Genomic DNA, 25,383 nt, shown 5'->3' with positions numbered 1-25,383 from the left:
TATCGAAGGAGGGGAGGAGCTTGCTTCTCCCCTCCGCCCACAACGCCACCAGCAAAGCCGCCAGATGAAGCGTTCCGTTCCTTTCCTGATATTCCGCTATGCCGCGATCTTCGCGGCCATGGCGGTGACGCTGGTGCCGATCCTGTGGATGGTGTCGATGGCCTTCAAGCCGATCGCCGAATGGTCGGCGACCGGCGCCGACCTGACCTGGTGGCCGAAGAACCCGACGCTCAGCAATTTTCGTTTCGTCTTCGGCGAGTCGACCAACAATCTGATCGTCGCGCTCGACCGTAACGCATTGAAGCCGATCCTCGCATCGCTGCTGTCGGCGGTTTTCGGCACGGTGATCGCCATGTCGGCGGGCACTGCCGCGGCTTATGGGTTGTCGCGTTTCGGCTCCGGCCAGAACCTGCCGCTGGCGCTGATCCAGCTCAGGATCTTTCCGCCGATGGCGGTCATGATCCCGGTGATGATCATGTGGGCTTTCCTCAACTTCACCGATAGCTGGTGGGGCCTGGCGCTGATCTACGGCATCGTCACCTTGCCGTTCGCCTTCTGGCTGATGAAGACCTTCTTCGACGACATGCCGCGCGAGATCGAGGAGGCAGCGCTTGTCGAAGGCTGTTCGCGGCTGCGCGTCTTCACCCGCATCACGCTGCCGATGATGCGCGCGCCGCTGGCCAGTGCCGCGCTCTTCGTCTTCATCCTCAATTGGTCCGATTATCTGATCGCGCTGCTTCTGACGACGCGCGAATGGGTGACCATCCCGGTCTACATGGCCTCGCTGTCCTCCTCGATGACCGGGCAGCTCTATGGCGCCAAGGCGGCGCTTGGGCTGATCGCCGCGGTGCCGCCGGTCATCATGGGCATCGCCATCCAACGCCATCTGGTGCGCGGGCTGACGTTCGGGGCGCTCAAGCAATGAGCGCGGTGACTGTCATGACTTCCAAGGATGAGATGAAAGCCGCCGGAGCAAAGCCGGTTTCGCGCGATGAGAGCGCAAGGCTGGGTTTCCGGCTCACGCTGCCTGCGCAGATCCTGGTGCTGTTCATCTCGGCCTTCCCGCTGTTGATGCAGCTCTACATCAGCGTCACCGACTGGTCGCCCCTGTCGGGCACCGGCTGGTGGAACGCCTGGTCGATGTGGAACAGCTTTGCCAACTACACCGATCTCGCCGTCGACACGCGCTTCTGGAGCGCGCTGAAGCGTACGGCCATCGTCATGATCGTCTGCGTGCCGGCGGAATTCCTGCTCGGGCTGGCGCTGGCGACGCTGTTTGCCGACGATTTCCCGGGCAAGCGCGTCTTCTATTCGATCCTGCTGATGCCGATGATGGTGGTGCCGGCGGTGGCCGGCTACATGTTCTTCATGCTGTTCCAGTCGGGGGGGCCGGTGAACGACATCTTGTCGGCGCTCACCGGATCTCCCGTCACCATCGCCTGGCTGTCGGATCCGACTCTGGCGCTGATCGCGGTGATGGTCGCCGACATCTGGCAATGGACGCCGCTGATGTTCCTTATCCTGCTTGCCGGCCTGGTCGGCGTGCCGGAGGACCAGATCAAGGCGGCGACGCTGCTCGGCGCCAATCCGTGGCAGCGCTTCGTCACCATCGTGCTGCCGAAGATGAAGACGATCATCATCATCGCGCTGGCGATCCGGGTGATCGAGAACTTCAAGATCTTCGATACGCTCTACATCATGACCGGCGGTGGCCCCGGCGTCGCTACCGAGACCATCTCGGTCTACATCTACAAGCTCACCACGCAGGACCTGATCTGGGGTTATGTGGCGGCGATCGCGCTGGCCATATTGATCGTGCTCTCGATCGTCGCGGTGTTCGCCATGAAGCGCATGGCGCGGGCACGCGAGGTGGCGGCATGAGTGCGATCCACTTGCAGAACCTGGTCAAGAAATTCGGCGACTTCACCGCGTTGAAAACCATGGATTTGGCAATTGCCGATGGCGAGTTCATGGCGCTGCTCGGCCCGTCGGGCTGCGGCAAGTCGACGACGATGAACATGATCGCCGGCATGGAAGAGCCGACCGGCGGCAAGATCCTGTTTGGCGAACGCGACATGGCCGGCGTGCCGATGGGCCGGCGCGGCGTCGGCTTCGTCTTCCAGAACTACGCCATCTTCACGCATATGACGGTGCGCCAGAACCTTGCCTATGGACCAAAAATGCGAGGGGCTGCCAAAGCCGAGATCGATCGCCGTGTCGGCGCCATCGCCGAGACGCTGCAGCTTTCGCCGCTGCTCGACCGCAAGGCCGACAGGCTGTCGGTCAACATATTGCAGCGGGTGGCGATCGGCCGCTCGGCGATCATGGAGCCGGCGATCTTCCTGCTCGACGAGCCGCTGTCCAATGTCGACGCCGCTTTCCGGGCCGTCATGCGCACCGAACTGAAGCAGTTGCAGCGCCAGTTCCGCCAGACCATGGTCTATGTCACCCACGACCAGCTCGAGGCGATGACCATGGCCGACCGCATCGCGGTCATGGATCATGGGGTTTTGCAGCAGGTCGGCACGCCGCTCGAGGTCTACAACGATCCGGCCAATGTCTTCGTCGCCCGCTTTATCGGTGCGCCGGGCATGAACCTGCTCAAGGGCAGGCCGGCGGAAAGCGACCGCGGACTGGTCGTCGATCTCGGACCGCTGGGCTTCACGCCGCCGCTGCCGGGCGAACTCGCGACGGCCATGCGTGGTGCACGCGGCGAGGTGCTTTACGGATTCCGGCCTGAACAGGCGACGTTGGTGCAGAATGGGCAGGGCCTCGCAATGCCGGTGACCTTTGTCGAACGGATCGGTGCGCGCACCATCGTTCATCTCGGCCAGGGCGAGGCGGCTGTGAAAACGGTGTTCGACAATGATGTCGGACTGGCTATCGGCGACACCGCCGTCATCGCCCCCACTGCGTCGTCGGTGCGCGTCTTCGACGCCGCTACCGGCCTTGCGATGAAGGCAGGTTGAGATGGCCGATATCGTCTTCCGTAATGTGACCAAACGCTACGGCAATACACTCGCCGTCGACGACGCCTCGTTCACCGTCAACGACAATGAGTTCTTCTGCTTCTTCGGTCCGCCGCTGTCGGGCAAGTCGACCATCCTGCGCCTGGTGCTCGGGCTGGAGACACCTGACACCGGCGAAATCCTGATCGGAGGCAGGCCGGTCAACGCGATGTCGCCGGCCGAGCGCAACGTGGCTATGGTGTTCCAGAACCTGGCGCTGTTTCCGCATATGAGCGCGCTCGAAAATGTCCGCTTTCCCCTGGTCGAACGCCGGGTCGCCGAGGCCGAGATCAAGCGGCGGGTCACGGATGTCGCGGCGAAGCTGCATATCGGGCAGATCCTGCACAAGCCGCCGGGACAGCTTTCGGGCGGGGAGCGGCAGCGCGTGGCGATCGCGCGGGCTCTGGTGCGCGATCCCAATGCCTATCTGATGGACGATCCGATCTCGGCGCTAGACGCCAGGCTGCGCGAGGAAACGCGCGTCGAGCTGAAGCGCATCCAGCGCGAACTCGGCAAGACGCTGATCTACGTCACGCATGACCAGGAAGAGGCGATGTCGGTCGCCGATCGCATGGCTATCCTGGAAGACGGCAAGATCAGGCAGATCGGTACGCCGGCGGAGATTTACGACCGCCCGGCCAGCACCTATGTGGCAAGGCTGCTTGGCTCGCCGATGATGAACATCCTCAGATCGGCGCGCGGCGAGGGCGGTGTCGAAGCGGCTGAAGGCACGATCCGCATCGAAGACAAGACAGCGCCCGCCGACGCCGTGGAGATCGGCCTGAGGCCGGAAGACATCAAAGTCAGACCGTGGGCGGACGGGGGCCCGGGCCGCCCGGCGCGAGTGTTCGAGGTCGAGCCGCTTGGCGGCTACACCGTGGTGACGCTCGCTGCCGGGCAGGCGCGCCTGAAGGCATTGCTGCGCGGTCAGCCCGACATCCGGCCGGATGCCATGGTGGCGATATCCTGCGAGCCGGCCAGAGTGCATTATTTCGAACAGAGCGGCGGGGCGTTGGCACGATGACAGCCGCAAGGAATGAGTTTCGGGAGGAAGAGATGGCAAGCAAAGGCTTCGAGCCGGACGTGAAGGTCCGCACGAAGGAATACAAGATCGGCTGCGTCGGCGCCGGCATGATCATGGCCGAGTGCCATCTCGCCGCCTACAAGGAAGCTGGATTCCCGGTGGTGGCGATCGCCTCGCGCACCAGGGCCGTCGCCGAGAAGGTGGCGACGCGCTGGAGCATCCCCACGGTCCACGACACGCCTGAAAAACTGATCGAGGACGAGAATGTCGAGATCATCGATCTTGCTTTCCCGCCCGACCTGCAGCCGGCGCTGATCCGTCACGCGCTGAAGCAGAAGCACATCAAGGCGATCCTGGCGCAGAAGCCGTTGGCCTTGTCGGTTGACGAAGCGGTCAAGCTGCGTGACGAGGCGGCCAAGGCCGGCAAGATCCTCTCGGTCAACCAGAACATGCGCTACGACCAGTCGATGCGCGTGCTGAAGCAGATCATCGACAGCGGCGCGCTGGGCGACATCGTCTTCGCGCAGATCGACATGCATGCCATCCCGCACTGGCAGAGCTTCCTCGAAGACTACGACCGGCTGACGCTGGCCAATATGAGCGTGCATCATCTCGACGTGCTGCGGTTCCTGTTCGGCGACCCGGATGAAATCACCACGCTGACGCGCAAGGATCCGCGCACGACATTCGACCATTCCGACGGCATCACCGTGTCGACGCTGCGCTTCCCGTCCGGTGTGCTCGCCGTGTCGCTGGAGGATGTCTGGTCCGGTCCGCGCCAGGATGGCTACAAGGACGACCAGCACATCAACTGGCGCGTCGACGGCACCAAGGGCGTCGCGAAGGGCACCATTGGCTGGCCGACGGGCGCTGCCTCGACGCTGACTTACGCCTCGGCCGAGACGACCGGCGGCGAATGGGTCAGCCCGAGCTGGGACACGATGTGGTTCCCGCATGCCTTTATCGGCGTGATGGAGCAGCTCCAGCATGCCGTGAAGTCCGGCACACCGCCGGCGCTGTCGGTCGCCGACAACGTCAAGACCATGGCGCTGGTCGAGGCGGGTTATCGCTCGATCGACGAGGGCCGCACGGTCAAGCTTTCCGAAATCGCTACCTGATCACCGCAACTGAAACACCAGACAACTGAATCGCTTACAGGGAGGAATTCACACCATGATGCAGGCAGGTATTTTCACGGGCTATTTCCCGTACGGCCTCGAAGAGACGGCGAAGAAGATCCGCGGGCTCGATTTCAACACGGTGCAACTCGACCTCCACTTCAAGGATGTCGACCTGTCGGCCGGGCAGATCACCAAGGACAAGGCCAAGAAGGTGCGCGACGTCTTCCGCGATCATCACCTGCCGGTGTGCTGCATTTCCGGCTACACAAACATCATCCATCCGGACAAGGCCGAGCGCGACAAGCGCGTCGGTTACCTCAAGGAGATCATCCGCAACGCCCGCCATTTCGGCAGCCCGTATGTGATCTCGGAAACCGGCACCTACAACACCGAATCCGACTGGGTGCATCACCCCAAGAACAAGACCGAGGAAGGGTTCGAGGAATGCCGCAAGGTGGTCGCCGACCTCGCCCAGACGGCCTATGACCACGGCGCGGTCTTCCTGCTCGAAACCTATGTCAACAACGTCGTCGGCTCGGTCGAGGAGACGGTCAAGATGTTCGCACAGGTCGATCACCCCGGCCTCGGTCTGCTGATGGACCCGACCAATTATTTCGAGACGCATAACATCGACAGGATGGACCAGATCCTGAACCAGGTGTTCGACACGCTGACCGACAAGATCAAGATCGCTCACGCCAAGGACGTCAAGCGTTCGGGCGGCGACAAGTCCGAGAAGCACGCCGACATCGGCGACGAGGACGCGCTGGAGAGCCACACCTTCCGTGGCGTCGGCGAGATCGAGCTGCCGGCACCGGGCCTCGGCTCGCTCAACTACGACCTCTATTTGCAGCGGCTGGCGCAAAAGCATCCGAACATTCCGGTCATCATCGAGCATCTCTCGGAAGACGACGTGCCGCGCGCCAAGAAATTCCTCGACGGGAAGTTCCGCGCGAACGGTCTGTGACGGTCACTGCGCGCCGTCGATTTGCGGCGGCGCGGCCCAAAAGCAAGGGAGGAAAGAATGTTGAAATTCGCATTGAAACTGGCGGCTGCCGCAACGCTGCTCGCCGGCGTCTCGTTGAGCGCGCAGGCATTGGCGCAGGATGGGCAGAAAACCTTCTACCTGCTGTCGCATGGCGGTCCGTCGGATGCGTTCTGGCTGGACTGGAATGCCGGCGCGACCAAAGCCTGTGATCAGCTCAAGGTGACCTGCAAGATTTCCTTCAGCGGCGGCGACATGGCGGCGCAGAAGGAGGCCTTCAATTCCGCGCTTGCGGCCAAGCCCGACGGCATCGCCACCACCTCGGCCCAGCCGGGCTTGTGGACCGAGGAGGTGAAGGCGGCCAAGGCGGCCGGCATCCCGATCGTGTTCTTCAACACAGACGATCCGGCGACCGGACGGCAGGCCTATGTCGGCGCCGATCTCAAGGAGGCGGGCGTCATCTGGGCCAAGTATCTTGTCGACCACAAGATGGTGAAGCAGGGCGACAAGGTGTTCCTGCCGGTGGAAGTGCCTGGCGCCAGCTATCAGCAGCTCGAGACCGAAGGCATCGCCAGCGTCTTTGATCCGTTGGGGATCAAATATGATGTGGTCGATTGCGGCACCGATCCGGCCGGCATCATCGCCAAGATGACCGACTATATGGTGGCCAACAATCCGCCGGCGATCATCGCGCTCGGCGATTCCGTCGCGGCCAGCGTCAAGCGGGTGTTCGACGGCGCAGGTGTGCCGGCCGGCAAGATCCCGGTGGTCGGCTGGGGCAATTCGAAGGAAACCGCGGAAGCCGTGAAGTCCGGCTTCGTCAACGCGGCCGCCTGGCAGTTCCCGTCTGCGCAAGGCTTCATGCCGGTGGCGCTGCTCGGGCTCGCCGCGTCGGGCGAACCGATCGGCTACGACATCCATACTTTCAGCCTCTACGACGCCTCGAGCGTCGAACCGATCCTGAAACTCTACGACACGAAGTGAAAACCGGTGCCCGCGGCGCAGGCCGCGGGCGTCTCTTCAAAGCATGGTTCAAGCAGTCATGATGATCGCCGCAGAAGACGAAATGCCTGTCGGGAAACGCAGATCGAGCCTTATACGCTCGCCGCAATTCTCCTCGCTCATCATCCTCATTGTCCTGCTCGCGGTGTTCGCCATCGCCGATGCCAATTTCCTGTCGCCGCTCAACATCTCCAACATGATGGCGTTCCTGCCCGAGCTCGGCATCATCGCGCTCGGTATGACGCTGCTGTTGACGGCGGGTGAGTTCGACCTGTCGGTCGGCGCCGTGTTCGGGTTGGCGCCGGTCGTCGTCATGCTTCTGGTGCAGAACGGCGGTGTCGATATCGGCATCGCGCTTCTGGCCGGCCTTCTGTTGTGCGTCGCCATCGGCGCGATCAACGGGCTGATCGTCACCAAGATCGGCATTTCGTCCTTCCTGGTCACGCTGTCGATGCTGCTCGTGGTGCGCGGGGCGGCACTCTACATCACGCAGGGCTTTCCGCTGAAATCCTGGGACCAGCCAGGCTTCTTCGTGACCCTGCTGGCCGGCAGCTTCAATGTCGGGTCGTTCCGGTTCTACACCTCGCTGTGGTGGTTCATCGGTCTCTCGCTGCTGGCGATCTACGTGCTGCGCTATGCCAAGCTCGGCAACTGGATCAGCGCCATCGGCTCGAACCGGAACGCGGCGGTGGCGCGTGGCGTGCCGGCGGACGCCGTCAAGGTGTGGCTGTTCATCCTGACGTCGGTGCTGGCGGGGCTGGCCGGCATGATCAGCGCCTTCCGCATCTCGGCCGCTTCACCGGTGGCCGGTACCGGCTACGAGCTCGAAGTGATCGCCATGGTGGTGGTCGGCGGCACGGCGCTGACCGGCGGGCGCGGCACGATCCTCGGCACCATTGTCGGCGCGCTGATGCTGCGCGCGATCCGCAACGGCATCGTGCTGATCGGCGTGCCGGGCCTCGCCTACAACATCTTCGTGGGCCTCATCATCCTCGCCATGCTCATCCTGCACGCTTTGCTGCAGAAGAACGCCGCAAGGGGCTGACGATGGAAGTGCTTCGGCTGCAGAATCTGCAAAAGTCCTTCGGCAGCGTGCGCGCGCTGAAGAATGCGTCCTTTGCCCTCAACGAGGGCGAGGTGGTGGCCTTGCTCGGGGACAATGGCGCCGGCAAATCGACATTGATCAAGGCAATTTCCGGCGTGTTTCCGATCGACCGTGGCGACATCTATGTGCGCGGCGAAAAGGTTTCGATCCGCTCGACACGCGATGCGATGGACCTCGGCATCGAGACCATCCACCAGGACACGTCGCTGGCGCCGGATCTCAGCATCGCGCGCAATCTTTTCCTTGGCCGCGAGCCGGTCAAGCTGAAATGGCTGGGCGTGTTCGCGCCGCTCGATTTCGCCAAATTGCGCGACGCGGCGTCGGCGCTGTTGAAGCGCGTCGGCATCTCGAAAAAACTCGACGCCGATGCGCTGGTCTCGACGCTGTCGGGCGGCGAGCGTCAGTCGATCGCGATTTCGCGCGCCATGCAGTTTGCCGCCAAGGTCATCATCCTCGACGAACCGACCAACAATCTCGGTGTCGAGGAAACCCATGGCGTGCTGCGCTTCGTCAAGGAGGTGCGTGACGCCGGTCATTCGGTGCTCTTGATCACCCACAACATCCATCACGTGTTCCAGGTCGCCGACCGTATCATCGTTATGCGCCGCGGCGAGATCGTCGCCGAGCAGACGGTTGCCGATACCGATCTTCTGACCGTGGAAAGCATCATCACCGGGGCCGACATGTCGGCCCTGCTGAAAGAGACGAGAGCGAAGTGAAGAAGTTGGCCGTCACATGGTAGAACTTTACGGCAAGACGCTTTCGCGCCGGGAGGTATCGGAACGTTCGGGCATGCTGTCGCAATTTGCAGGCGTGCGGCTGATGACGCTTGGCGACGGGGTGGAGCGTGGCATCCGCATGCTCGAGTTCCGCACCGGCTCGGGCCTGCGTTTCACGGCGCTGGTCGACCGGGCGCTCGACATCGCCGATTGCGACTTCAAGGGCCAGGCGATCGGCTGGCATTCGCCGAGCGGCTTTCGCAACCCCGGCCTGCACGATTATGAGGGGGAAGGGGGCCTCGCTTGGGCGCGCTCGTTTTCGGGCCTGCTTGTCACCTGCGGCCTCGACCACATATTGGGCCAGGAAGAGGTGCCGGCCGAGAGTTACAACTACCCGGGCAAGAAGACCGTGATCCATTCGCTGCATGGCCGCGTCGGCACCATTCCGGCACGGCTGACCGGTTATGGCGAGGCCTGGGACGGCGACCGCTGCGTGCTGTGGGCCGAAGGCATCGTTCAGCAATCGGCGGTGTTCGGCGAGGATTTGCATCTGATCCGGCGCATCGAGGCCGATGTCGGCGGCAACGAGATCCGGCTGTCGGACCGCGTCGTCAACCACGGCTTCAACCGCACGCCGCACATGTATTTCTACCACGTCAATGTCAGCCACCCTTTGCTCGACGAGGGTTCGCGCTATCTGGCGCCGATCCGCGACGTCGTCTGGGCTGGCCATGCCGGCGAGCGCTACGAGGCGCAGAAGGTCGGCTACCGCACCGTGCCGGCGCCGCAATCGGGGTTCAGCGAGCAGGTCTGGCAGCACGAGATGGCGGCGGACGCCAATGGCGAGGTGCCGGTGGCGGTGGTCAACGATCAGCTCGGGCTCGGCTTCGAAGTGATCACGCGCAAGGATCAGCTGCCTTGCGCCTACCAATGGCAGAATTTCCAGGCAGGGCAGTATGCGCTGGGCATAGAGCCCTCGACACACCATGTCTTGGGCAATCTCGCGGCGCGCGAGCGAGGCGAGATGATCTGGCTGGAGCATGGCGAAAGCCGTTCTTACGACGCGGTGTTCCGAGTGCTCGACGGCGCCGGCGCGATCGCGGCGGCCGAAGCAAAGATCGCGTCGATCGCCAGGCAGCCGCAACAGGATTATCCTGTGCCGTCGGGCAATTTCCCGGGATTGGCGGACAGGGCATGATGCGAAACGAATGCTCCGGCTGGCGGGCCGGAAATCGGAGGTCGATGTGATGGAGAAAAAGCGCGACTACAGCCTGGTCGGGGAAAGCACGCGCATCGCGATCGAGACCGGGCTGGCCTCGGCCGATTGGTATCACACCGATGTGCCGCGCAAGGCGATGAAAGAGCTGATGCAGCGCTCGGACGGCCCGGCGATCCGCGATACGATCATCTGGATCGTTGCCATATTGGGCTCGGCCGCCGGGATCGCCTGGTTCTGGGGGACGTGGTGGGTGGTGCCGTTCCTGCTCGTCTATGGCGTGCTCTACGGCTCGTCCAGCGACTCGCGCTGGCACGAGTGCGGCCACGGCACCGCCTTCCGTACGCGCTGGATGAACGATGCCGTCTACCAGATCGCCAGTTTCATGCTGATGCGCAACCCGGTGACCTGGCGCTGGAGCCATGCCCGCCATCACACCGACACCATCATCGTCGGCCGCGACGCCGAGATCGCGGTGATGCGTCCGCCGGACCTGCTGCGCGCCGCACTCGCCTTCACCGGCATTCTCGATTTCCGCTATTCGCTGCCGACGCTGGTGCGCAATGCGTTCGGCAGCATCTCGCCCGACGAGAAAAGCTTTATTCCCGAGATGGAGCTTCACAAGGTGGTCACAGCCGCGCGCTGGCATGTCGCCATCTATGTCGCGGCGATCGCGCTGGCGCTTTATCTGTGGTCGTTCTTGCCGCTGGTGCTTATCGGCCTGCCGCGCCTCTACGGCAGCTGGCACATGGTGCTGACCGGCCTGCTGCAGCATATCGGCCTGGCCGATAATGTCACCGACCACCGGCTGAACACGCGCACCGTCTACATGAACCCGATCAGCCGCTTCATCTACTGGAACATGAACTACCATGTCGAACATCACATGTTCCCGATGGTGCCGTATCACGCGCTGCCGAGGCTGCACGAATTGATCAAGCACGATCTGCCCGAGCCGAACCCTTCGATGTGGCATGCCTATCGCGAGGTCTGGCCGGTACTCATCAAGCAGCTTCAGTACGAGGACTATTTTCTCAAGCGTGAATTGCCGCCGACGGCCAAGCCATACCGGGACGAGTTCCATGCGCTGACCGTTCCGGCGGCGGCGGAATAGAGTTGCAGGAGACGAGAGATGGCCGACTGGGTTGAAGCGTGCGGCGTCGACGATGTCGAGGAAGAGGATGTCATCCGCTTCGATCATGGCGGCCGTACCTTCGCCATCTATCGCAGTCCCGATGACGAGTACTTCGCCACCGACGGATACTGCACGCATGAGAAGGCGCATCTGGCCGATGGGCTGGTGATGGACGACATCATCGAATGCCCCAAGCACAATGGCCGCTTCAACTACAAGACGGGTGTGGCCCGAGGCGCACCGGTATGCGTCAATCTCGCCACCTATCCGGTGAAGGTCGAGGCTGGCAAAGTGATGATCCAGATCGGCTGACCTGCCGCCGAATGCAACTGAGGGAACCCATTTGATGAGCCGAAAAAGACCGACGGTGGCGGATTTGCGCGCCATGAAGGGCAAGCGACAGCTGACCATGCTGCGCGTGCTGACGATGGACGAGGCCGAGGCCGCGGAGCGCGCGGGGGTCGACATCGTCTCGGTGCCGCCCGAACTGGTGCTCAACCCGCAATACCGGGACGCCGCCCCCAGCCTGTTCACCATGCCGGGCGACAATTTCTACGAGATCGGCACATCGGACGATTTCGTGCGCTGGGCCTTCCGGCTCTACAAGGCTGGCGCCGACGCGGTCTATTGCAGCGCCGGCTACGCCACGATCAAGCGCATGGCGGACGACAATATCCCGGTGATCGGCCATGTCGGCCTCATTCCTTCCCGCGCAACCTGGACCGGCGGCTTCAAAGCCGTCGGCAAGACCGCCGACACCGCCATGGATATCTTCGCGGCGGTCAAGCAGCTGGAGGCCGCCGGCGCCATCGGCGCCGAGATCGAAGTGGTGCCGGTCGAGGTGGCCAAGGCGATCTCGGAACGCACATCGCTGATCATGCTGTCGATGGGAGCGGGCACCGGTTGCGATGCGCAATATCTGTTCGCCGACGACATCCTCGGCCAGAACCGGGGCCACATGCCTCGCCATTCCAAGGTCTACCGCAACTTCGCCGCCGAATATGATCGTTTGCAGGCCGAGCGCATCGCCGCGTTCTCGGAGTATGTTGCCGATGTCAACAGTCTCGCCTATCCCGAAGACAAGCATGTGGTGCATATGGATCCGGCTGAGCTCAGCCTGTTCATGAAAAGGGTCGGCAGGGCGTGAAATCTCAAGGCAATGATGCGACGGACGAGGCCGCGCCGGTTCATATTCTCACGCTTTCCTGCGAGGATCGGCCGGGAATCGTCGCCGCCGTCACGGCGGAGCTTGCCGCGAACGGCGCCAACATCGCCGAAAGCAGCCAGTTCTGGGACCGGCAGACCAATCGCTTTTTCATGCGGATCGCCTTCATAAGCCCGCCAGGCTCGACCAGGGACAGCTTGGAGCGGGCCTTGAAATCAAGCGTCGACCGCTTCGGCATGAAGACCACGCTCGTCGATCAGGGGCGCCGCCCGAAGATCATCGTCATGGTCTCCAAGTTCGACCACGCGCTTCTGCATCTGCTGTACCAGATCAGGGTCGGCTGGCTGAACGCGGAGGTTGCCGCCGTCGTCTCCAACCACGAGGATGCCCGCCGCTTCGCCGAGCTGGAGGGCATTCCCTACCACCATTGGCCGACCACCAAGGAGAATAAGGCCGAACAGGAACAGAAGCTGCTGGACCTGGTGCAGCGGACGGGGGCCGAACTGGTCATTCTGGCGCGCTACATGCAGGTCTTTTCGAAAGGCCTGTCGGACCGGCTGTTCGGACGGGCGATCAACATCCACCATTCGTTCCTGCCGAGCTTCAAGGGTGCCAAGCCGTATCACCAGGCCTTCGACCGCGGCGTCAAGCTGATCGGTGCGACGGCGCATTACGTCACCTCCGACCTCGACGAGGGCCCGATCATCGACCAGGAGACCGAACGCGTCACCCATGCGATGAGCGCCGAGGATTTCGTCGCCGTCGGGCGCGACATCGAAAGCCGGGTTCTGGCGCGCGCGGTCAAGTTGCATCTCGAAGCCCGCGTCATGCTCAACGGCCACAAGACCGTCGTTTTCTGAGCGAAGCCGCATCAGGCCGGCCAGCTTCCGCCGGCGAGCGCGGCGTAAAGCGCCTCAGCGTCGATGCCGAGCGGCCGGTCCTCTTTCAACGTCGGGACAAGTGCGCGGATTGCCGTGTGAATTGCGGCGGTGCGTGGCGCCAGCGTGAAGCCGTCGCGTAGGTCGACGGCCTGTGCCGCCGCCATCAATTCGAAGGCGATCAGCCGCCGCCACAGCGCGATCATCCCTGCGCATTTCGCAACCGCCAGAGGTGTCTGCGTGGCGTGATCCTCGACGCCCTCCGAAACCGGAAGAAAGTCGAGCATCACCGGATTGGCCTTGTGGCGGATGGCGGCCAGGATCGACGTCACCGTCTTCTGCAACGGTACGAAGCCGGCCGAGGCGCCGCCGACCGGCGACAGATATTTCGGCAGGCCATTGCGGCCCGAACCGGTGAGCTGGATGAAGCGCGCGGCACTGGCCGCGGCACATTGGGCGATCGCCAGGCCGAGCGCCTCGAAGGCGAGCGCCAGTGCGGCGGTGTGGAAATTGCCGGTCGACAGCACCAACTCATCATCGCCCAGCACCAGCGGATTGTCGGCGGCGGCGTTGAGCTCGATCTCGACAGCCTGTCTCGCCTGACCGATCGCCTCGATCAGCGCGCCGTGGATCGACGGCATGCAGCGGATCGACAGCGGGTCCTGCAAGGTGGTCGGCGCCGGCGCCTCGTCGCGGACGAGCAGATCGTGCAGCACCTTGGCTGCTTGCTGCTGGCCGGCCGCCGGGCGCGCCCTATGCAGGCGCGGATCGAGGATGGTGCGGTTGGCACCGATGCCTTCCATGGTCAGCGCACCGGCCTGCTGTTGCTGGGCAAGGGCGGACAATGCATCCGTCACCGCAAGTGCGCCGCTGCCGGCGGACACCGCCGAGGCATTGATCAGCGACAGCCCATCCTTAGGCGCCAGGCTGATGGGGGCGAGGCGCGCCATCATCAGCGCCTTGGCTGCCGGCATGCGACGGCCCTGATAGTCTGCTTCGCCTTCGCCGGTGAGCATGCGGGCGAGCGCTGTCATCAGCACCAGGTCGCCAGCGCCGATCGAGCCGAGTGACGGCATGACGGGATGGACGCCGGCGTTGAGCGCGTCGACCAAAGCGACGAAGACGGAAGGCGAAAGGCCGGAGCCTGCGGCTGACAGCATTGCTGCACGCGCGACCATGGTTGCGCGAACGGCCTCGACCGGCAGCGCTTCGCCGACGGCGCCGCTGCGGCCCTCCAGCAACTGGCGCTGGAAGGCGCCGGCGTCGCCCTGCACAGCAGTGCCGAGATTGGCGCCGAGTCCGGTGTTCAGGCCATAGATCTGCTGGCCGGACGCGGCGGCCTGGTCGAGCACTTTTCGTGCCTTCTCCAGCCTGCCGATGATTTCGGGTCCGATCTCCACCTTGCGCCCATCGCGGGCGACCGCAGCGACATCGCCAACGCTGACGCCGGTTCCGGTGAGGACGAGCGCGGTCATGCGAAGCGCAGCCTCTGGCCGATGCCTTGCACTTGCGCCTTGGCCAGCATCGCCTTGCCCAGCGCGATGTCGGACAGCGACAGGCCGCGATGCCAGAACAGGATCGTTTCGTCGTCGCTTTCGCGCCCGGCTTTCAGACCGGCGGCAATCTGGCCGAGTTCGGCATGCAGCGTCTTCTCGCTCAGCCGCCCGGTCTCGACATGGGCGCGCAGCGAGCCGAACTTGCCGCCCTTGCACTGGCCCCAATCGTCGACGACCATTTTCTGCATGATGTCGGTCAGCGACAGTTCGACCGCGCTCATCGTGCCGTAGGGCACGACCAGTGCGCCCGGCTTGATCCATTCGGTCTTCAGCAGCGGTTGCGGCTCCGGCAGGCGCGAGGCTTCGACGACGATGTCGGCGCCCTCGATGCAGCTTTTCCAGTCGGCCACCGCCGTCACTGTCTTGCCGAGATCGGCGGAGAGTTTGGCGGCAAAACCGTCGCGGCTTTCCGGGCGGCGCGAATGGACGCGGATCTCTTCGAAATCGAAGAGATGGTCGAGCAGGCGCACATTCCAGTAGGCGGTGCCGCGCGCGCCGATATGGGCCAGCACCTTCGAATTCTTGCGTGCCAGATGCTTGGCGCCGATGGCGGTGACGGCGCCGGTGCGCATGTCGGTGATGACGGTGGCGTCGAGGATGGCGCGCGGCGCGCCGGTGCGCGGGTCGAACAAATTGAGGATGCCGAATTCGGAAGGCAGGCCGTGCAGGTAGTTGTCGACATAGTCGCCGACGATCTTGACGCCGGCGGTGTCGAGCGGCGCGACGTAGCCGCGCAGCACATTGAAATGGCCGTGGAAGGACGGATCCGGCTCGAGATGGACGCGCGGTTCGATCACCGTCTGGCCATTGCCTTGCGCCACCAGGCCAGCCTCGACGGCGGCAATGATTTCGCCATCGGTCATGGCAAGGGCGTCGATGTCGAGGGCATTGAGGTAGTCGATATAGATGGGCTTCATGTTACGCGGACACTTTCCTCGGCCACCCCGTTCATCCCATAGCAGGCCATGGCGGCACACGAAAGTTTGTTGCGACGTCTCTGGACGCGGCCGGTGAGATGCTGTTCAAACCGGTTCCGTCATGACTGCCATTCCCGAGACCGCAACCTTATCCGAAACGGCCACCAATGCGCGGCGCGTGGCGCTGATCGTCGCCATCGCCTTCTTCATGCAGTTTCTGGATTCGACGATCATCTCGACCTCGCTGCCGCAGATGGGGGCTTCCTTCGGCGTGTCGGCTGTGGCGATCAGCATCGGCATCACCGTCTACATGCTGACCATGGCCGTATTCGTGCCGCTGTCGGGCTGGCTCGCCGACCGGTTCGGCGCACGCAACATCTTCCTGCTGGCGATCGTCCTGTTCACCCTGGCCTCGCTTGCCTGCGGCGTCTCGCAAAACCTGACCCAGTTCGTCGCCGCACGTGTCGTGCAAGGGCTCGGCAGCGCGCTGATGACGCCGGTCGGGCGCATTCTCGTCCTGCGTAATGCGTCGAAGTCGGAGCTGCTGAACGCCACGGCACTGATTACCTGGCCGGCGCTGTTTGCGCCGGTGATCGGGCCGGTGCTTGGCGGCTTCATCACCACCTATCTGTCCTGGCACTGGAATTTCTTCATCAACATCCCCCTTGGCGTAGTCGGGTTGGTGCTGGTCGCCCGCTTCATTCCGGACGATCGCGAAGCCGACCCCAAGCCGCTCGACTGGCCGGGTTTTTTCCTGACATCGGCCGGACTCGCTTTGCTGCTCTATGGTCTCGAACGCATCGCTCATCCCGAAGACGGCGTGCTGCCGACGGTGCTGCTGGTCGTCGCCGGCATCGTCATCGGCTGGCTGGCGGTGCGGCATCTCAGGCGCGCGCCGCATCCGCTGCTCGATCTCTCCTCGTTCAAGGTACTGACCTTCGCCATCTCGACGCTCGCCGCCGGCACCATTTTCCGGGTGGCGATCAACGCCACGCCATTCCTGTTGCCGCTCCTGTTCCAGGTCGGCTTTGGCCTCTCGCCCGTCGATGCCGGCTTGATGATACTGGCCTATTTCCTCGGCAATCTCGGCATGAAGACGGTGACGACGCCAACGCTGCGGCGTTTCGGGTTCCGCTCGGTGATGGTCGTCAACGGCATCATCGCCTCGGCCTCGATCATGGCTTGCGGAGCGATCTCGCCGCAGACGCCGCAGGCGCTGGTGGTGGCACTGATGTTGATCGCCGGCCTGTCGCGCTCGATGCAGTTCACCGCGCTCAACACGCTGGCATTCGCCGACATCGATGCGGCGCAACGAAGCTCGGCGGCGACGCTGTCCTCGATGCTGCAGCAGGTGGCGATGCTGTTCGGCGTCGCGGTGGCGGCGGCGATCCTCAATTTGTCGCAGATCGTCAGGGACCGGCCCGCTCTCGATCTTGTGGATTTTCGAGTAGCCTTCCTCGCGATCGGCGCCATCGGGCTGGTGGCGGCGTTGCGTTTTCTCGTGCTGCCGCCAGGTGCGGGCGCGGAGGTTTCCGGCCACTCGCCGGGAAATTAGGATCGATTTTTCCGCCTGATGCGGAGATAAATTCCGTCTTGTCCTTTCGCCTTGGTGCAGCGCTTTCGCGAGCGGCGGCAATGACGCAACCGATTGCCAAAAGTGCAGAGTTTTCCGAGCATTGCGCCAGCTTCGGCAATCGATGCGTCCACTCGGAAAATATCGCTGCCGGCCTGGGTTCCGAGCGCGGATTCATTTGACGAACCGGCGTTGGGCCGATTAGCGTTCTTTCCCAGGGATGGCAGCGCTGCCATCGGGGCAAACGCAGACATGAACACGATCGGCTGGCCGAATTTCAGGAGCCTGAATCAGGAAGGCATTGTCTTTGCCATAGCTGTGGTGCTGTTCGTTGCAGCGGCCATAGGCCTGCCGGGTTTCATCGACCCCAACAATCTCGTCGCCATCGTCCGCTCGGTGTCGGTGCTGGGCATCCTTGCGCTCGGCATGGCCGTGGTCGTCATCGGCCGCGGCATCGACCTCTCCGCCGTCGCGATCATGGCGATGTCTGTCGCCTGGTATCTGCAACTGCTGAATTCGGGAACACCGGACGGGCTGGCCTTCGCCTATGTGCTGGCCGGTGTGCTGGCCATCGGCCTGCTCAATGGCTTTCTCGTCGCCTATGCCGACGTGCCGGCGATCTTCGTGACGCTGGCGACAGGCTCCTTCGTCTTCGGCTATGTGCGCTCGCAACTGATCACGCAGGATGCCGTGCCGGTGCCGCAGGGCCATTGGGTCGAGTTGCTCGGCGGCCTGCGCTTCCTCGACGTTCCCATCGAGGTGTTCGTGTTCGCGGGGCTGGCCTTCCTGTTCTTCCTGTTCCTACGCTACACCAAATGGGGCCGCTACATCTATTTCGCCGGCGACAATCCGGTCGCCGCCCGCAACATCGGCATTCCGGTGCGGCCGATGCTGGTGCTGCGCTATGTGCTCTCGGCCCTGGTCGCACTGGTCGCCGGCCTGCTGACGGCGGCGAGCCTGCATTCGATCAACACCCGGGTCGTCAACTCAACGCTGCTCTACGATATCGTGCTGGTGGCGGTGATCGGCGGCATCGGCCTGTCCGGCGGGCGCGGCGGGGTGCGCAACGTGCTGGTCGGTGCGGCACTGATCGGCATCCTGCTCAACGCCATGACCATCATCGACATTCCGCTGCTCTACCAGAACCTGATCAAGGCCGCGATCCTGCTCGGCGCCATCATCGTCGACGGCATCATCAATCCACGTGACGAGCAGACGGCCCAGCAGGGTGACATTTAGTACCTGAACTGCAGCGGACGGTTGGGGCCGGCCGCTGATAACAAAACCAAACCAGAGGATGTGACATGAAACTGATCAGAACACTCATGGCAGCTGCCACGGCGCTTGCCGTCACCGCCTTCGTGGCGCCCACCTTCGCCGCCGACGATCCCGGCCCGGCGGCTTACGCACAGGCGCTCAAAGGCAAGCGCGTCATGCTGGTGCCGCTGGCGATGGGCTTCGACCTGGCGCAGGGCTGGGCGCACTATCTGAAGACCGAGGTCGAGGCCTGGGGCGGCGTGTTCGAGACGCGCGACCCGAACTGGGTCGTCGACGCCGGCGCGCAGGCGATCACCGACGCCATCTCCTCGGACACCAGGCCGGATGTGCTGATCATCCATGCGCCGGACCTCAACTCCTATTCCAAGCTGATGAAGAAGGCGCAGGCCGCCGGCACCTACGTCATCCTGGTCGACAATCCCGCCAACTTCCCGGCCGACGCCTTTATCGGCAGTGACTGGGACCGGCTTGGCCAGCTCGAGGCCGAAGCGGCGATCAAGGGCTGCGGCCCGAACTCCTCGAAGAAGATCGGCCTTGTGCAGGGCGACCAGGCCAATTCGTCGAGCCTCTATCAGTATGCCGGCATCATGAAGGTGCTGGAAAAGAACCCCGACTTCAAGGTGGTGGCCAAGCCCGACTCCAACTGGGATGCGACGACGTCGCGCAATGTGACGACGACGATGCTGCAGCAGAACCCGGACATCTGCTCGATCATCGATTTCTGGGATGGTGACGCCACCGGCGCGGCCGCCGCGATCCGCGACGCCAAGCTCGACGGCAAGGTGTTCCTGGTCACCACCGGCGGCGGCGAAAAGGCGGCCGATTGCGACAAGCTGCAGGACGGCACCTATGGCGCGGTGGTGATGACCGATCTTGCCCGCCAGTCGGGTGACATGAACGCCATCATCAAGTTCCTGCTGCAGAGCGGCCAGCCGGCCGGCACCTCGCACACCTACATCTACACGCTGGAGAAGGCGACGACCAAGGCCGACCTGAAGCCCGACAGCTGCTGGGACCTGAAGGCGCTGCAGGCACAAGCGGCGGCTGCAAAGTAAGCCGCACCTTTTCGACTGAAGTACAAGCGAGGTGACCGGAAGCATCCGGTCACCTCGTCCTCTCATGGAATAGCAGCAGCCGATGTCCTTTCGCGAACGCCTCCAGTCCTGGCGCTACAATCTCGTGCCCGACCATGTCGTCGGCGAGATCCTGACCAAACGCTGGACCGACAACGCCATTCCGTTCCTGGCGCTGGTGGCGACATTGGCGACCTTCGGCTCGATCATTCCCGGCTTCTTCAAGCTGACCGCTTTGCAGGAATCGACCCGCCAGCTTGGCGAGTTCTCGATGGTCGTCACCGGCATGACAGTGGTGATGCTGGGCGGCGGCATCGATCTGTCGGTCGGCTCGATCTTCGCGCTGTCCTGCTTTTCCGCCGTCTATGTCTTCTTCATCCTCGAACAGTCGATCTGGCTGGCGCTGGCCGCGTCGCTGGCCACCGGCCTCATCTTCGGCGCCATCAACGGCTATCTCGTCGGATATCTGCGCCTGCGCGCCTTCCTCACCACGCTGGTGACCTTCATCTTCGGACGGGCGCTGTTCGACATCCTGGTCACCACCTATGCCGCCGATGTGCAGCTTTCGACCGCGACATCGGATGTGCTCGACTTCATCGGCGACAGCACCTTCTGGGGCCTCTCCGTCTCGGTGTGGCTGGCGATCATCCTGGCCATCGTCACCCATATCGCGCTGACGCGTTCGCGGCCGGGTTGGCACGTGCTGGCGGTCGGCGGTTCCAGGCGCTCGGCCCACAATGCCGGCATCCGCGTGCGTCGCACCGTGTTCATGACCTACGTCTTCTCCGGCTTCTGCGCCTCGATCGGCGGCTTCCTCATTGCTTGCCGGCTGAGCGGGGCAGGGCCGGGAACCGGCCTCAACCTCGAGATCATGGCGCTGACGGCGGCGGTGGTCGGCGGCGTCAGCCTTGGCGGCGGCCGCGGTTCGGTGATCAAGGGGCTGATGGGCGCCATCATTGTGCTGACCATGACCAACGGGCTGATCCGGCTGGGCTATGGCACCGGCACCAACCAGATGGTGCTGGGCATCATGCTGGCGGTGGCGGTGACCATCGACATCCGCTGGCTGAAGAACCGCCACAAGGTGCTGAACGAGGTCTATGTTGCGCCGGTCTATCTCAAGATGGGCGAGACGCAGTCGGCCGCACCAGGCTCCGGAACGCCCTACGAACTCGACAACCGGTTGTCGGTCGCAGAGCATATCGGGCTTGGCGAGCTGGAAGGGCCGGAAGACGTCATCCTCGACCGCGACGACAATCTCTATTGCGGCACGCGCCATGGCGAGATCGTCCGCTTCTTCGCGCCGGACTACGTCAAATCCGAGGTGTTTGCTCACATCGGCGGTTTCCCCCTGGGGCTGGCCTTCGACAAATCAGGCAATCTGATCAGCTGCGTCGGCGCCATGGGGCTCTACTCCGTCTCGCCGGAGCGGGAGGTCAAACGCCTGTCGGCCGAGACGTCGCGCTCCTGGACCTCGATCGTCGACGATGCGCGGCTGCGTGACCCCAATGACTGCGACATCGCACCCGATGGCCGCATCTATTTCACCGACTCCACCAAGCGCTACGACGCCCACGACTGGGCACTGGATTCGATCGAGAACCGCGCCACCGGCCGGCTGCTGGTCTATGATCCGAAGGACGGTTCGACGAAGACGCTGCTCGATGGTTACCGCTACACCAATGGCGTGTGCATGGCGCATGACGGCAAGTCGCTGTTCTTCGCCGAAAGCTGGGCCTGCCGCGTGCATCGCTACTGGCTGGAAGGGCTGAAGGCCGGCACCGCCGAGTGCGTCATCCGCGACATGCCGGGCTATCCCGACAACATCAACCGTGCCTCGGACGGCAATTACTGGATGGCGTGGCTCGGCATGCGCACACCGAGTTTTGATCTCTCGCTGCGCCACCCCGACATGCGCAAGCGCATGACGCGGCGGCTGCCGCAGGACGAGTGGCTGTTCCCCAACATCAACACCGGCGGCGTGGTCAAATTCAACGAGAAGGGCGGCATCGTCGAGGCGATGGGCGACCTCACCGGCGGCGCGCACCCGATGGTCACCTCGATGCGCGAACACAAGGGATATCTGTTCGTCGGCGGCATCCTCAACAACCGCATCGGCCGCTACAAGATCGCAGGCGCCGACCCGAACTGGACCAGTCCCGCTTCCTATTGGGGGGCGAAGCCATGATCCTCGATCCGGTGCTGGACCTGTTTCGCGGCAAGGCGGTCACCATCCCGCCGCTCGACGGCGCTTTTCGCCCCAACACGCGGCTGGACGATGCGCCGGCTTTTGCCGAGCTGACCGAGCCTGACAATCTACTGGTTGCGGATGGCCGACTGCTGGCCTCCAGCGGCAACGCCATCCATTCGGTTGCTGCTGGAGCGGAACCTGTCGTGGTCGAGACCTTTCCGTCTGCCGTCACCGCGCTGGCGCTGTCGCCATCGGGCGAACTGACGGTTGGGTTGGAAAGCGGCAAGTTGCTGATTGGCGGCAGCGAGGTTTCACTGCCGGCCGGGATCAGCTGCATCACCGCACTTGCCTATGCGGATGACGGCACGCTGTGGCTGGCCAACGGCTCGGCCGAGCACGCGCCGTCGCAATGGGCCGCCGATCTGATGAAGAAGGGTGCCTCCGGTTCGCTGTGGAAGCGAGACGCCGCGGGCGGTGATTTCCGCAAAGTCGCCGGCGAGATTGCCTTCCCCTATGGGCTGCATCCTGTCGGCAAGGATGTGCTGGTCAGCGAAAGCTGGCGCCATCAGTTGGTGCGTTTCGACGGCGCGACGGGCAGCCGCTCGACGGTTCTGACGCATCTGCCCGGCTATCCCGCGCGGCTGTCGCCTTCCGCCGATGGTGGGGCGTGGCTGACCTTGTTTGCGCCGCGCAACCGGCTGATCGAATTCGTGCTGCAGGAAACGCATTACCGTCAGGACATGCTGAGCCAGGTGCCGCCGGCCTACTGGATCGCGCCTGCATTGGCGTCCAGCCGCAGCTTCCTCGAGCCGCTGCAATGCGGCGGCATCCGCACCATGGGCATCCACAAGCCGTGGTCGCCGAGCCGCTCCTACGGGCTGGTGGTCAGGCTCGACCAGAAGATGCAGCCGCAATTCAGCCTGCACAGCCGCGCCAACGGCACGCGCCACGGCATCTGCAGTGTCGCCGAGAAGGGTGGCCTTCTGTTCATCGCCTCCAGGGGCGGTGACTGCATCCTTTCCGTCGCCACGGGAGGTTTCTGATGGAACCGATCGTCCGTCTGGAGAACGTCACCAAGAACTATCGCGGCGTTCCCGCTGTGAAGAATGTCAGCTTCGACCTCAGGAAGGGCGAAATCCACGCGCTGCTCGGCGAAAATGGCGCGGGCAAATCGACACTGACGAAGATCATCGCCGGCGTCGTCGACGCCACCTCGGGCAAGATGTTCCACAAGGGTCAGGAGATCGCCTACGCTTCGCCGCATGCGGCGCTTGAGGCCGGCATCGCCATGGTGTTCCAGGAGACCAGCCTGGTGCCGTCGATGACGGTGGCGCAGAACCTCTATCTCGGTACTGAAAAATTCCTCAACCGACTGCGCGGCACGTATATTTCGGCACAGCAGTTCCTGCAGTCGCTGAATTTCCCGGTCGATCCGAACGCCATGGTGGCGACGCTGGGTGCGGCCAAGCGGCAAATGGTCGAGATCGCGCGCGCCGTCCACCACAATGCCGAGATCATCATCTTCGATGAGCCGACGGCGACGCTGACGCCGGAGGAGAAGCGACACTTTTTCGCGCTGATCCGCCGGCTTAAGGCGAGCGGCGTTTCGATCGTCTTCATCAGCCATGCGCTGGAAGAAGCGCTCGATATTGCCGACCGCATCACCATTTTGCGCGACGGTGAACTGGTCATCACCGACGACACATCGGCCTTCGACCGCGACAGGATCGTTTCCGCCATGGTCGGGCGTATGCTGTCGGGACAGATCTACCGCCAGCGCGACGAGGCAGAGCTGCGCAAGGCGGGCAAGAAGGTGCTGTCGGTGCAGGACATCTCGATGAGCAATGTCGTGCGCAACACATCCTTCTCGATCTTCGAGGGCCAGATCACCGGCGTGTTCGGACTGATCGGCTCCGGCCGCACCGAAACCTTCAAGATCGTCTCCGGCATCTACAAGCGCGACTTTCTGCGCGGCGGCGCCATCGAGCTCGACGACAGGCCGGTGCGCTATCTCGTGCCGAGCGAAGCGGTGGCCGACGGCATCGTCTATGTCACCGAGGACCGCAAGAGCGAGGGTATCTTCGAGACGATGGGCATTGCCGAAAACCTGTTCGGCGGACTGCTGGCGGCGGGCCGCGAAAAGGCCTGGGTGATCAATGCGCAGGAAATGCGTGCGCTGTCGGCCGAATGGACGAAGACGCTGAACATCAAGGCGATCAACGACAATGCGCGCGTGGTCGAACTGTCCGGCGGCAACCAGCAGAAGGTGGTGATCGGCAAGGGATTGGTGCAGCAGCCGCGCATCGTCATCTTCGACGAGCCGACGCGCGGCGTCGATGTCGGCGCGATTGCCGAGATCCACCAGATCATCAACCGGCTGGCCGATGAGGGCCTAGCCGTCGTCGTCATCTCGTCCTACCTGCCGGAGATCATGAATCTGTCCGACCGCATCCTGGTCTGCCGCCAGGGCCGCATCGTCGAGGAGTTTTCGCCGGCGGAGGCGACGGAGGAGAAGATCATGTACGCGGCCGTGCATTAGGTTTTTGGCTGGTGCCTACGATGATAATTGGCCAGGACATCCATCCCTTCGTCATCCACGGGCGGAGCAAGGAGCGCAGCGACGCGGCGCAGACCCGAGGATCCATGCCGCGACTCGGAAGCGCCGCGACCGTGCAGAATTCTGCTCCGTTGCACTCCACGGCTGACGTCACGGAATGGATCCTCGGGTCTCCGCGACGGCGCTTCGCGCCTGCTTCGCCCGTGGATGACGAAGTTTAGGTGCCTCGGCTAATCTTTAACGCTATTGCGCGCCAAAAACTGAGTCAAAGAAGCTGGTTAGCCGCCTTTGCTCGAAACTTGATTCAACGAGCCAGTTCATCGATCGAAACGAAAGGATCACGCCATGGCCACCACAAAACTCCTCAGCGACGCCGAGGTCGAAAAGATCCCGGCCGTGAAAGCCGTGTTCGGCGACATCCGCGCGACGCGCAAATCGGACTTTGTCAACAATTTCTGGCGCGGGCTGGCCAATGATCCTCCGGCGCTGAAGCGGATCTGGGAACAGTTGAAGGTGGTGATGGTCGCCGACAGCGCCATCGATCCGCTGACCAAGGAGATGATCTACATTGCTGTCTCGACCGCCAATGGCTGCTCCTACTGCGTCCACTCGCACACGGCGGCAGCGCGGGCGAAAGGCATGACCGATGCGCAGCATGGCGAACTGGTGTCGATCATCGGGCTGGCCGGCCAGACCAACCATCTGGTCACGGCGATGCAGATTCCGGTCGATCCGCAGTTCGAGGTGAAGTGAGGAGGCGGCGCGCGCGTCTTCCCTTCTCCCCCTGTGGGAGAAGGTGTCGCCGAAGGCGACGGATGAGGGGTGTTCCAGGGAACGCCAACGCCTCACTTCGCTGGAACACCCCTCATCCGTCTCGGCG

General features: G+C 63.5%; 23 protein-coding genes. 21 read left to right on the top strand and 2 right to left on the bottom strand.

Going from position 1 to position 25,383, the window contains the following annotated elements; genetic code table 11:
- Positions 1–64 precede the first annotated feature (64 nt).
- The 14 genes from MESCI2_RS0101910 (at position 65) to purU (ending at position 13,340) form a co-directional block, all read left to right on the top strand.
- On the top strand, positions 65–925 hold the full coding sequence (locus MESCI2_RS0101910; protein ID WP_013530821.1) for a carbohydrate ABC transporter permease: 861 nt from the start codon (positions 65–67) through the stop codon (positions 923–925).
- Complete coding sequence (locus MESCI2_RS0101905) at positions 922–1,881, top strand: carbohydrate ABC transporter permease (protein ID WP_027035076.1); 960 nt, start codon at positions 922–924, stop codon at positions 1,879–1,881. Before MESCI2_RS0101910 ends, MESCI2_RS0101905 begins: the two co-directional genes overlap by 4 nt.
- Positions 1,878–2,969, top strand: coding sequence for an ABC transporter ATP-binding protein (locus tag MESCI2_RS0101900; protein WP_027035075.1), 1,092 nt, complete (start codon positions 1,878–1,880; stop codon positions 2,967–2,969). Before MESCI2_RS0101905 ends, MESCI2_RS0101900 begins: the two co-directional genes overlap by 4 nt.
- A gap of 1 nt (position 2,970) precedes the next feature.
- Entirely contained in the window at positions 2,971–4,032 is a 1,062-nt protein-coding gene (locus MESCI2_RS0101895) for an ABC transporter ATP-binding protein (RefSeq protein ID WP_027035074.1), read from the top strand.
- A gap of 32 nt (positions 4,033–4,064) precedes the next feature.
- Positions 4,065–5,150 carry a Gfo/Idh/MocA family protein gene (locus MESCI2_RS0101890; RefSeq protein ID WP_027035073.1) on the top strand — a complete coding sequence of 362 codons (1,086 nt, stop codon included), beginning with the start codon at positions 4,065–4,067 and terminating at the stop codon, positions 5,148–5,150.
- A 55-nt stretch (positions 5,151–5,205) separates the two neighbouring features.
- Positions 5,206–6,120: a sugar phosphate isomerase/epimerase family protein gene (locus tag MESCI2_RS0101885; protein ID WP_027035072.1), complete on the top strand. Its 915-nt coding sequence runs from the start codon at positions 5,206–5,208 to the stop codon at positions 6,118–6,120.
- Positions 6,121–6,177: 57 nt separating this feature from the next.
- On the top strand, positions 6,178–7,122 hold the full coding sequence (locus MESCI2_RS0101880) for a sugar ABC transporter substrate-binding protein (protein ID WP_027035071.1): 945 nt from the start codon (positions 6,178–6,180) through the stop codon (positions 7,120–7,122).
- Between the two features lie 82 nt (positions 7,123–7,204).
- Positions 7,205–8,185 (top strand): ABC transporter permease, encoded by a 981-nt coding sequence (locus MESCI2_RS0101875; RefSeq protein WP_032900356.1) that lies wholly within the window; start codon positions 7,205–7,207, stop codon positions 8,183–8,185.
- The gene (locus MESCI2_RS0101870; protein WP_027035069.1) at positions 8,182–8,964 is read left to right on the top strand and encodes an ATP-binding cassette domain-containing protein; all 783 of its coding nucleotides are present in this window, start codon (positions 8,182–8,184) and stop codon (positions 8,962–8,964) included. Before MESCI2_RS0101875 ends, MESCI2_RS0101870 begins: the two co-directional genes overlap by 4 nt.
- A gap of 16 nt (positions 8,965–8,980) precedes the next feature.
- Complete coding sequence (locus MESCI2_RS0101865) at positions 8,981–10,162, top strand: aldose 1-epimerase family protein (protein ID WP_027035068.1); 1,182 nt, start codon at positions 8,981–8,983, stop codon at positions 10,160–10,162.
- 49 nt (positions 10,163–10,211) lie between these two features.
- Positions 10,212–11,294, top strand: coding sequence for a fatty acid desaturase family protein (locus MESCI2_RS0101860; RefSeq protein ID WP_245270234.1), 1,083 nt, complete (start codon positions 10,212–10,214; stop codon positions 11,292–11,294).
- A gap of 18 nt (positions 11,295–11,312) precedes the next feature.
- Positions 11,313–11,627 (top strand): MocE family 2Fe-2S type ferredoxin, encoded by a 315-nt coding sequence (locus MESCI2_RS0101855; RefSeq protein ID WP_013530832.1) that lies wholly within the window; start codon positions 11,313–11,315, stop codon positions 11,625–11,627.
- A gap of 34 nt (positions 11,628–11,661) precedes the next feature.
- Positions 11,662–12,462, top strand: a complete 801-nt coding sequence (locus MESCI2_RS0101850) for a 3-methyl-2-oxobutanoate hydroxymethyltransferase (protein WP_027035066.1) — start codon at positions 11,662–11,664, stop codon at positions 12,460–12,462.
- The gene (gene purU, locus MESCI2_RS0101845) at positions 12,459–13,340 is read left to right on the top strand and encodes a formyltetrahydrofolate deformylase (protein ID WP_050596431.1); all 882 of its coding nucleotides are present in this window, start codon (positions 12,459–12,461) and stop codon (positions 13,338–13,340) included. The genes MESCI2_RS0101850 and purU overlap by 4 nt, the downstream gene beginning before the upstream one ends.
- Positions 13,341–13,351: 11 nt before the next feature.
- Here the strand turns inward: purU and MESCI2_RS0101840 are convergent, their stop codons facing one another.
- Complete coding sequence (locus MESCI2_RS0101840; RefSeq protein WP_027035064.1) at positions 13,352–14,833, bottom strand: HAL/PAL/TAL family ammonia-lyase; 1,482 nt, start codon at positions 14,831–14,833, stop codon at positions 13,352–13,354.
- A complete protein-coding gene (locus tag MESCI2_RS0101835; RefSeq protein ID WP_027035063.1) occupies positions 14,830–15,831 on the bottom strand; it encodes an ornithine cyclodeaminase family protein in 1,002 nt (333 codons plus the stop codon). Before MESCI2_RS0101835 ends, MESCI2_RS0101840 begins: the two co-directional genes overlap by 4 nt.
- 121 nt (positions 15,832–15,952) lie before the next feature.
- On the opposite strand from MESCI2_RS0101835, the gene MESCI2_RS0101830 reads away from it, so the two are divergent.
- The 7 genes from MESCI2_RS0101830 (at position 15,953) to MESCI2_RS0101795 (ending at position 25,256) form a co-directional block, all read left to right on the top strand.
- Positions 15,953–17,386 carry a DHA2 family efflux MFS transporter permease subunit gene (locus tag MESCI2_RS0101830; protein WP_027035062.1) on the top strand — a complete coding sequence of 478 codons (1,434 nt, stop codon included), beginning with the start codon at positions 15,953–15,955 and terminating at the stop codon, positions 17,384–17,386.
- A 270-nt stretch (positions 17,387–17,656) separates the two neighbouring features.
- Positions 17,657–18,643 (top strand): ABC transporter permease, encoded by a 987-nt coding sequence (locus tag MESCI2_RS0101825; protein ID WP_027035061.1) that lies wholly within the window; start codon positions 17,657–17,659, stop codon positions 18,641–18,643.
- Between the two features lie 65 nt (positions 18,644–18,708).
- Positions 18,709–19,737, top strand: a complete 1,029-nt coding sequence (locus tag MESCI2_RS0101820; RefSeq protein ID WP_027035060.1) for a sugar ABC transporter substrate-binding protein — start codon at positions 18,709–18,711, stop codon at positions 19,735–19,737.
- A gap of 82 nt (positions 19,738–19,819) precedes the next feature.
- Positions 19,820–21,943: an ABC transporter permease gene (locus tag MESCI2_RS0101815; protein WP_027035059.1), complete on the top strand. Its 2,124-nt coding sequence runs from the start codon at positions 19,820–19,822 to the stop codon at positions 21,941–21,943.
- Positions 21,940–22,989: a hypothetical protein gene (locus tag MESCI2_RS0101810; protein WP_027035058.1), complete on the top strand. Its 1,050-nt coding sequence runs from the start codon at positions 21,940–21,942 to the stop codon at positions 22,987–22,989. Before MESCI2_RS0101815 ends, MESCI2_RS0101810 begins: the two co-directional genes overlap by 4 nt.
- On the top strand, positions 22,989–24,485 hold the full coding sequence (locus MESCI2_RS0101805; RefSeq protein ID WP_027035057.1) for a sugar ABC transporter ATP-binding protein: 1,497 nt from the start codon (positions 22,989–22,991) through the stop codon (positions 24,483–24,485). The genes MESCI2_RS0101810 and MESCI2_RS0101805 overlap by 1 nt, the downstream gene beginning before the upstream one ends.
- Positions 24,486–24,848: 363 nt before the next feature.
- Positions 24,849–25,256 carry a carboxymuconolactone decarboxylase family protein gene (locus MESCI2_RS0101795; protein WP_027035056.1) on the top strand — a complete coding sequence of 136 codons (408 nt, stop codon included), beginning with the start codon at positions 24,849–24,851 and terminating at the stop codon, positions 25,254–25,256.
- Positions 25,257–25,383 lie beyond the last annotated feature (127 nt).

It is taken from the genome of Mesorhizobium ciceri WSM4083 (assembly GCF_000519305.1).
GTDB classification, from domain to species: domain Bacteria; phylum Pseudomonadota; class Alphaproteobacteria; order Rhizobiales; family Rhizobiaceae; genus Mesorhizobium; species Mesorhizobium ciceri_B.
The sequence above is the reverse complement of the archived record's forward strand: the minus strand, read 5'-3'. Positions and strand labels throughout refer to the sequence as shown.

Coding starts and splice junctions, on each gene's coding strand:
- MESCI2_RS0101865 (WP_027035068.1), top strand. CDS start 8,981: ATGGTAGAACTTTACGGCAAGACGCTTTCGCGCCGGGAGGTATCGGAA.
- MESCI2_RS0101895 (WP_027035074.1), top strand. CDS start 2,971: ATGGCCGATATCGTCTTCCGTAATGTGACCAAACGCTACGGCAATACA.
- MESCI2_RS0101830 (WP_027035062.1), top strand. CDS start 15,953: ATGACTGCCATTCCCGAGACCGCAACCTTATCCGAAACGGCCACCAAT.
- MESCI2_RS0101860 (WP_245270234.1), top strand. CDS start 10,212: ATGGAGAAAAAGCGCGACTACAGCCTGGTCGGGGAAAGCACGCGCATC.
- MESCI2_RS0101910 (WP_013530821.1), top strand. CDS start 65: ATGAAGCGTTCCGTTCCTTTCCTGATATTCCGCTATGCCGCGATCTTC.
- MESCI2_RS0101820 (WP_027035060.1), top strand. CDS start 18,709: ATGAAACTGATCAGAACACTCATGGCAGCTGCCACGGCGCTTGCCGTC.
- MESCI2_RS0101835 (WP_027035063.1), bottom strand. CDS start 15,831: ATGAAGCCCATCTATATCGACTACCTCAATGCCCTCGACATCGACGCC.
- MESCI2_RS0101840 (WP_027035064.1), bottom strand. CDS start 14,833: ATGACCGCGCTCGTCCTCACCGGAACCGGCGTCAGCGTTGGCGATGTC.
- MESCI2_RS0101795 (WP_027035056.1), top strand. CDS start 24,849: ATGGCCACCACAAAACTCCTCAGCGACGCCGAGGTCGAAAAGATCCCG.
- MESCI2_RS0101855 (WP_013530832.1), top strand. CDS start 11,313: ATGGCCGACTGGGTTGAAGCGTGCGGCGTCGACGATGTCGAGGAAGAG.
- MESCI2_RS0101900 (WP_027035075.1), top strand. CDS start 1,878: ATGAGTGCGATCCACTTGCAGAACCTGGTCAAGAAATTCGGCGACTTC.
- MESCI2_RS0101810 (WP_027035058.1), top strand. CDS start 21,940: ATGATCCTCGATCCGGTGCTGGACCTGTTTCGCGGCAAGGCGGTCACC.
- MESCI2_RS0101815 (WP_027035059.1), top strand. CDS start 19,820: ATGTCCTTTCGCGAACGCCTCCAGTCCTGGCGCTACAATCTCGTGCCC.
- MESCI2_RS0101850 (WP_027035066.1), top strand. CDS start 11,662: ATGAGCCGAAAAAGACCGACGGTGGCGGATTTGCGCGCCATGAAGGGC.
- MESCI2_RS0101875 (WP_032900356.1), top strand. CDS start 7,205: ATGCCTGTCGGGAAACGCAGATCGAGCCTTATACGCTCGCCGCAATTC.
- MESCI2_RS0101905 (WP_027035076.1), top strand. CDS start 922: ATGAGCGCGGTGACTGTCATGACTTCCAAGGATGAGATGAAAGCCGCC.
- MESCI2_RS0101825 (WP_027035061.1), top strand. CDS start 17,657: ATGAACACGATCGGCTGGCCGAATTTCAGGAGCCTGAATCAGGAAGGC.
- MESCI2_RS0101805 (WP_027035057.1), top strand. CDS start 22,989: ATGGAACCGATCGTCCGTCTGGAGAACGTCACCAAGAACTATCGCGGC.
- MESCI2_RS0101880 (WP_027035071.1), top strand. CDS start 6,178: ATGTTGAAATTCGCATTGAAACTGGCGGCTGCCGCAACGCTGCTCGCC.
- MESCI2_RS0101890 (WP_027035073.1), top strand. CDS start 4,065: ATGGCAAGCAAAGGCTTCGAGCCGGACGTGAAGGTCCGCACGAAGGAA.
- MESCI2_RS0101885 (WP_027035072.1), top strand. CDS start 5,206: ATGATGCAGGCAGGTATTTTCACGGGCTATTTCCCGTACGGCCTCGAA.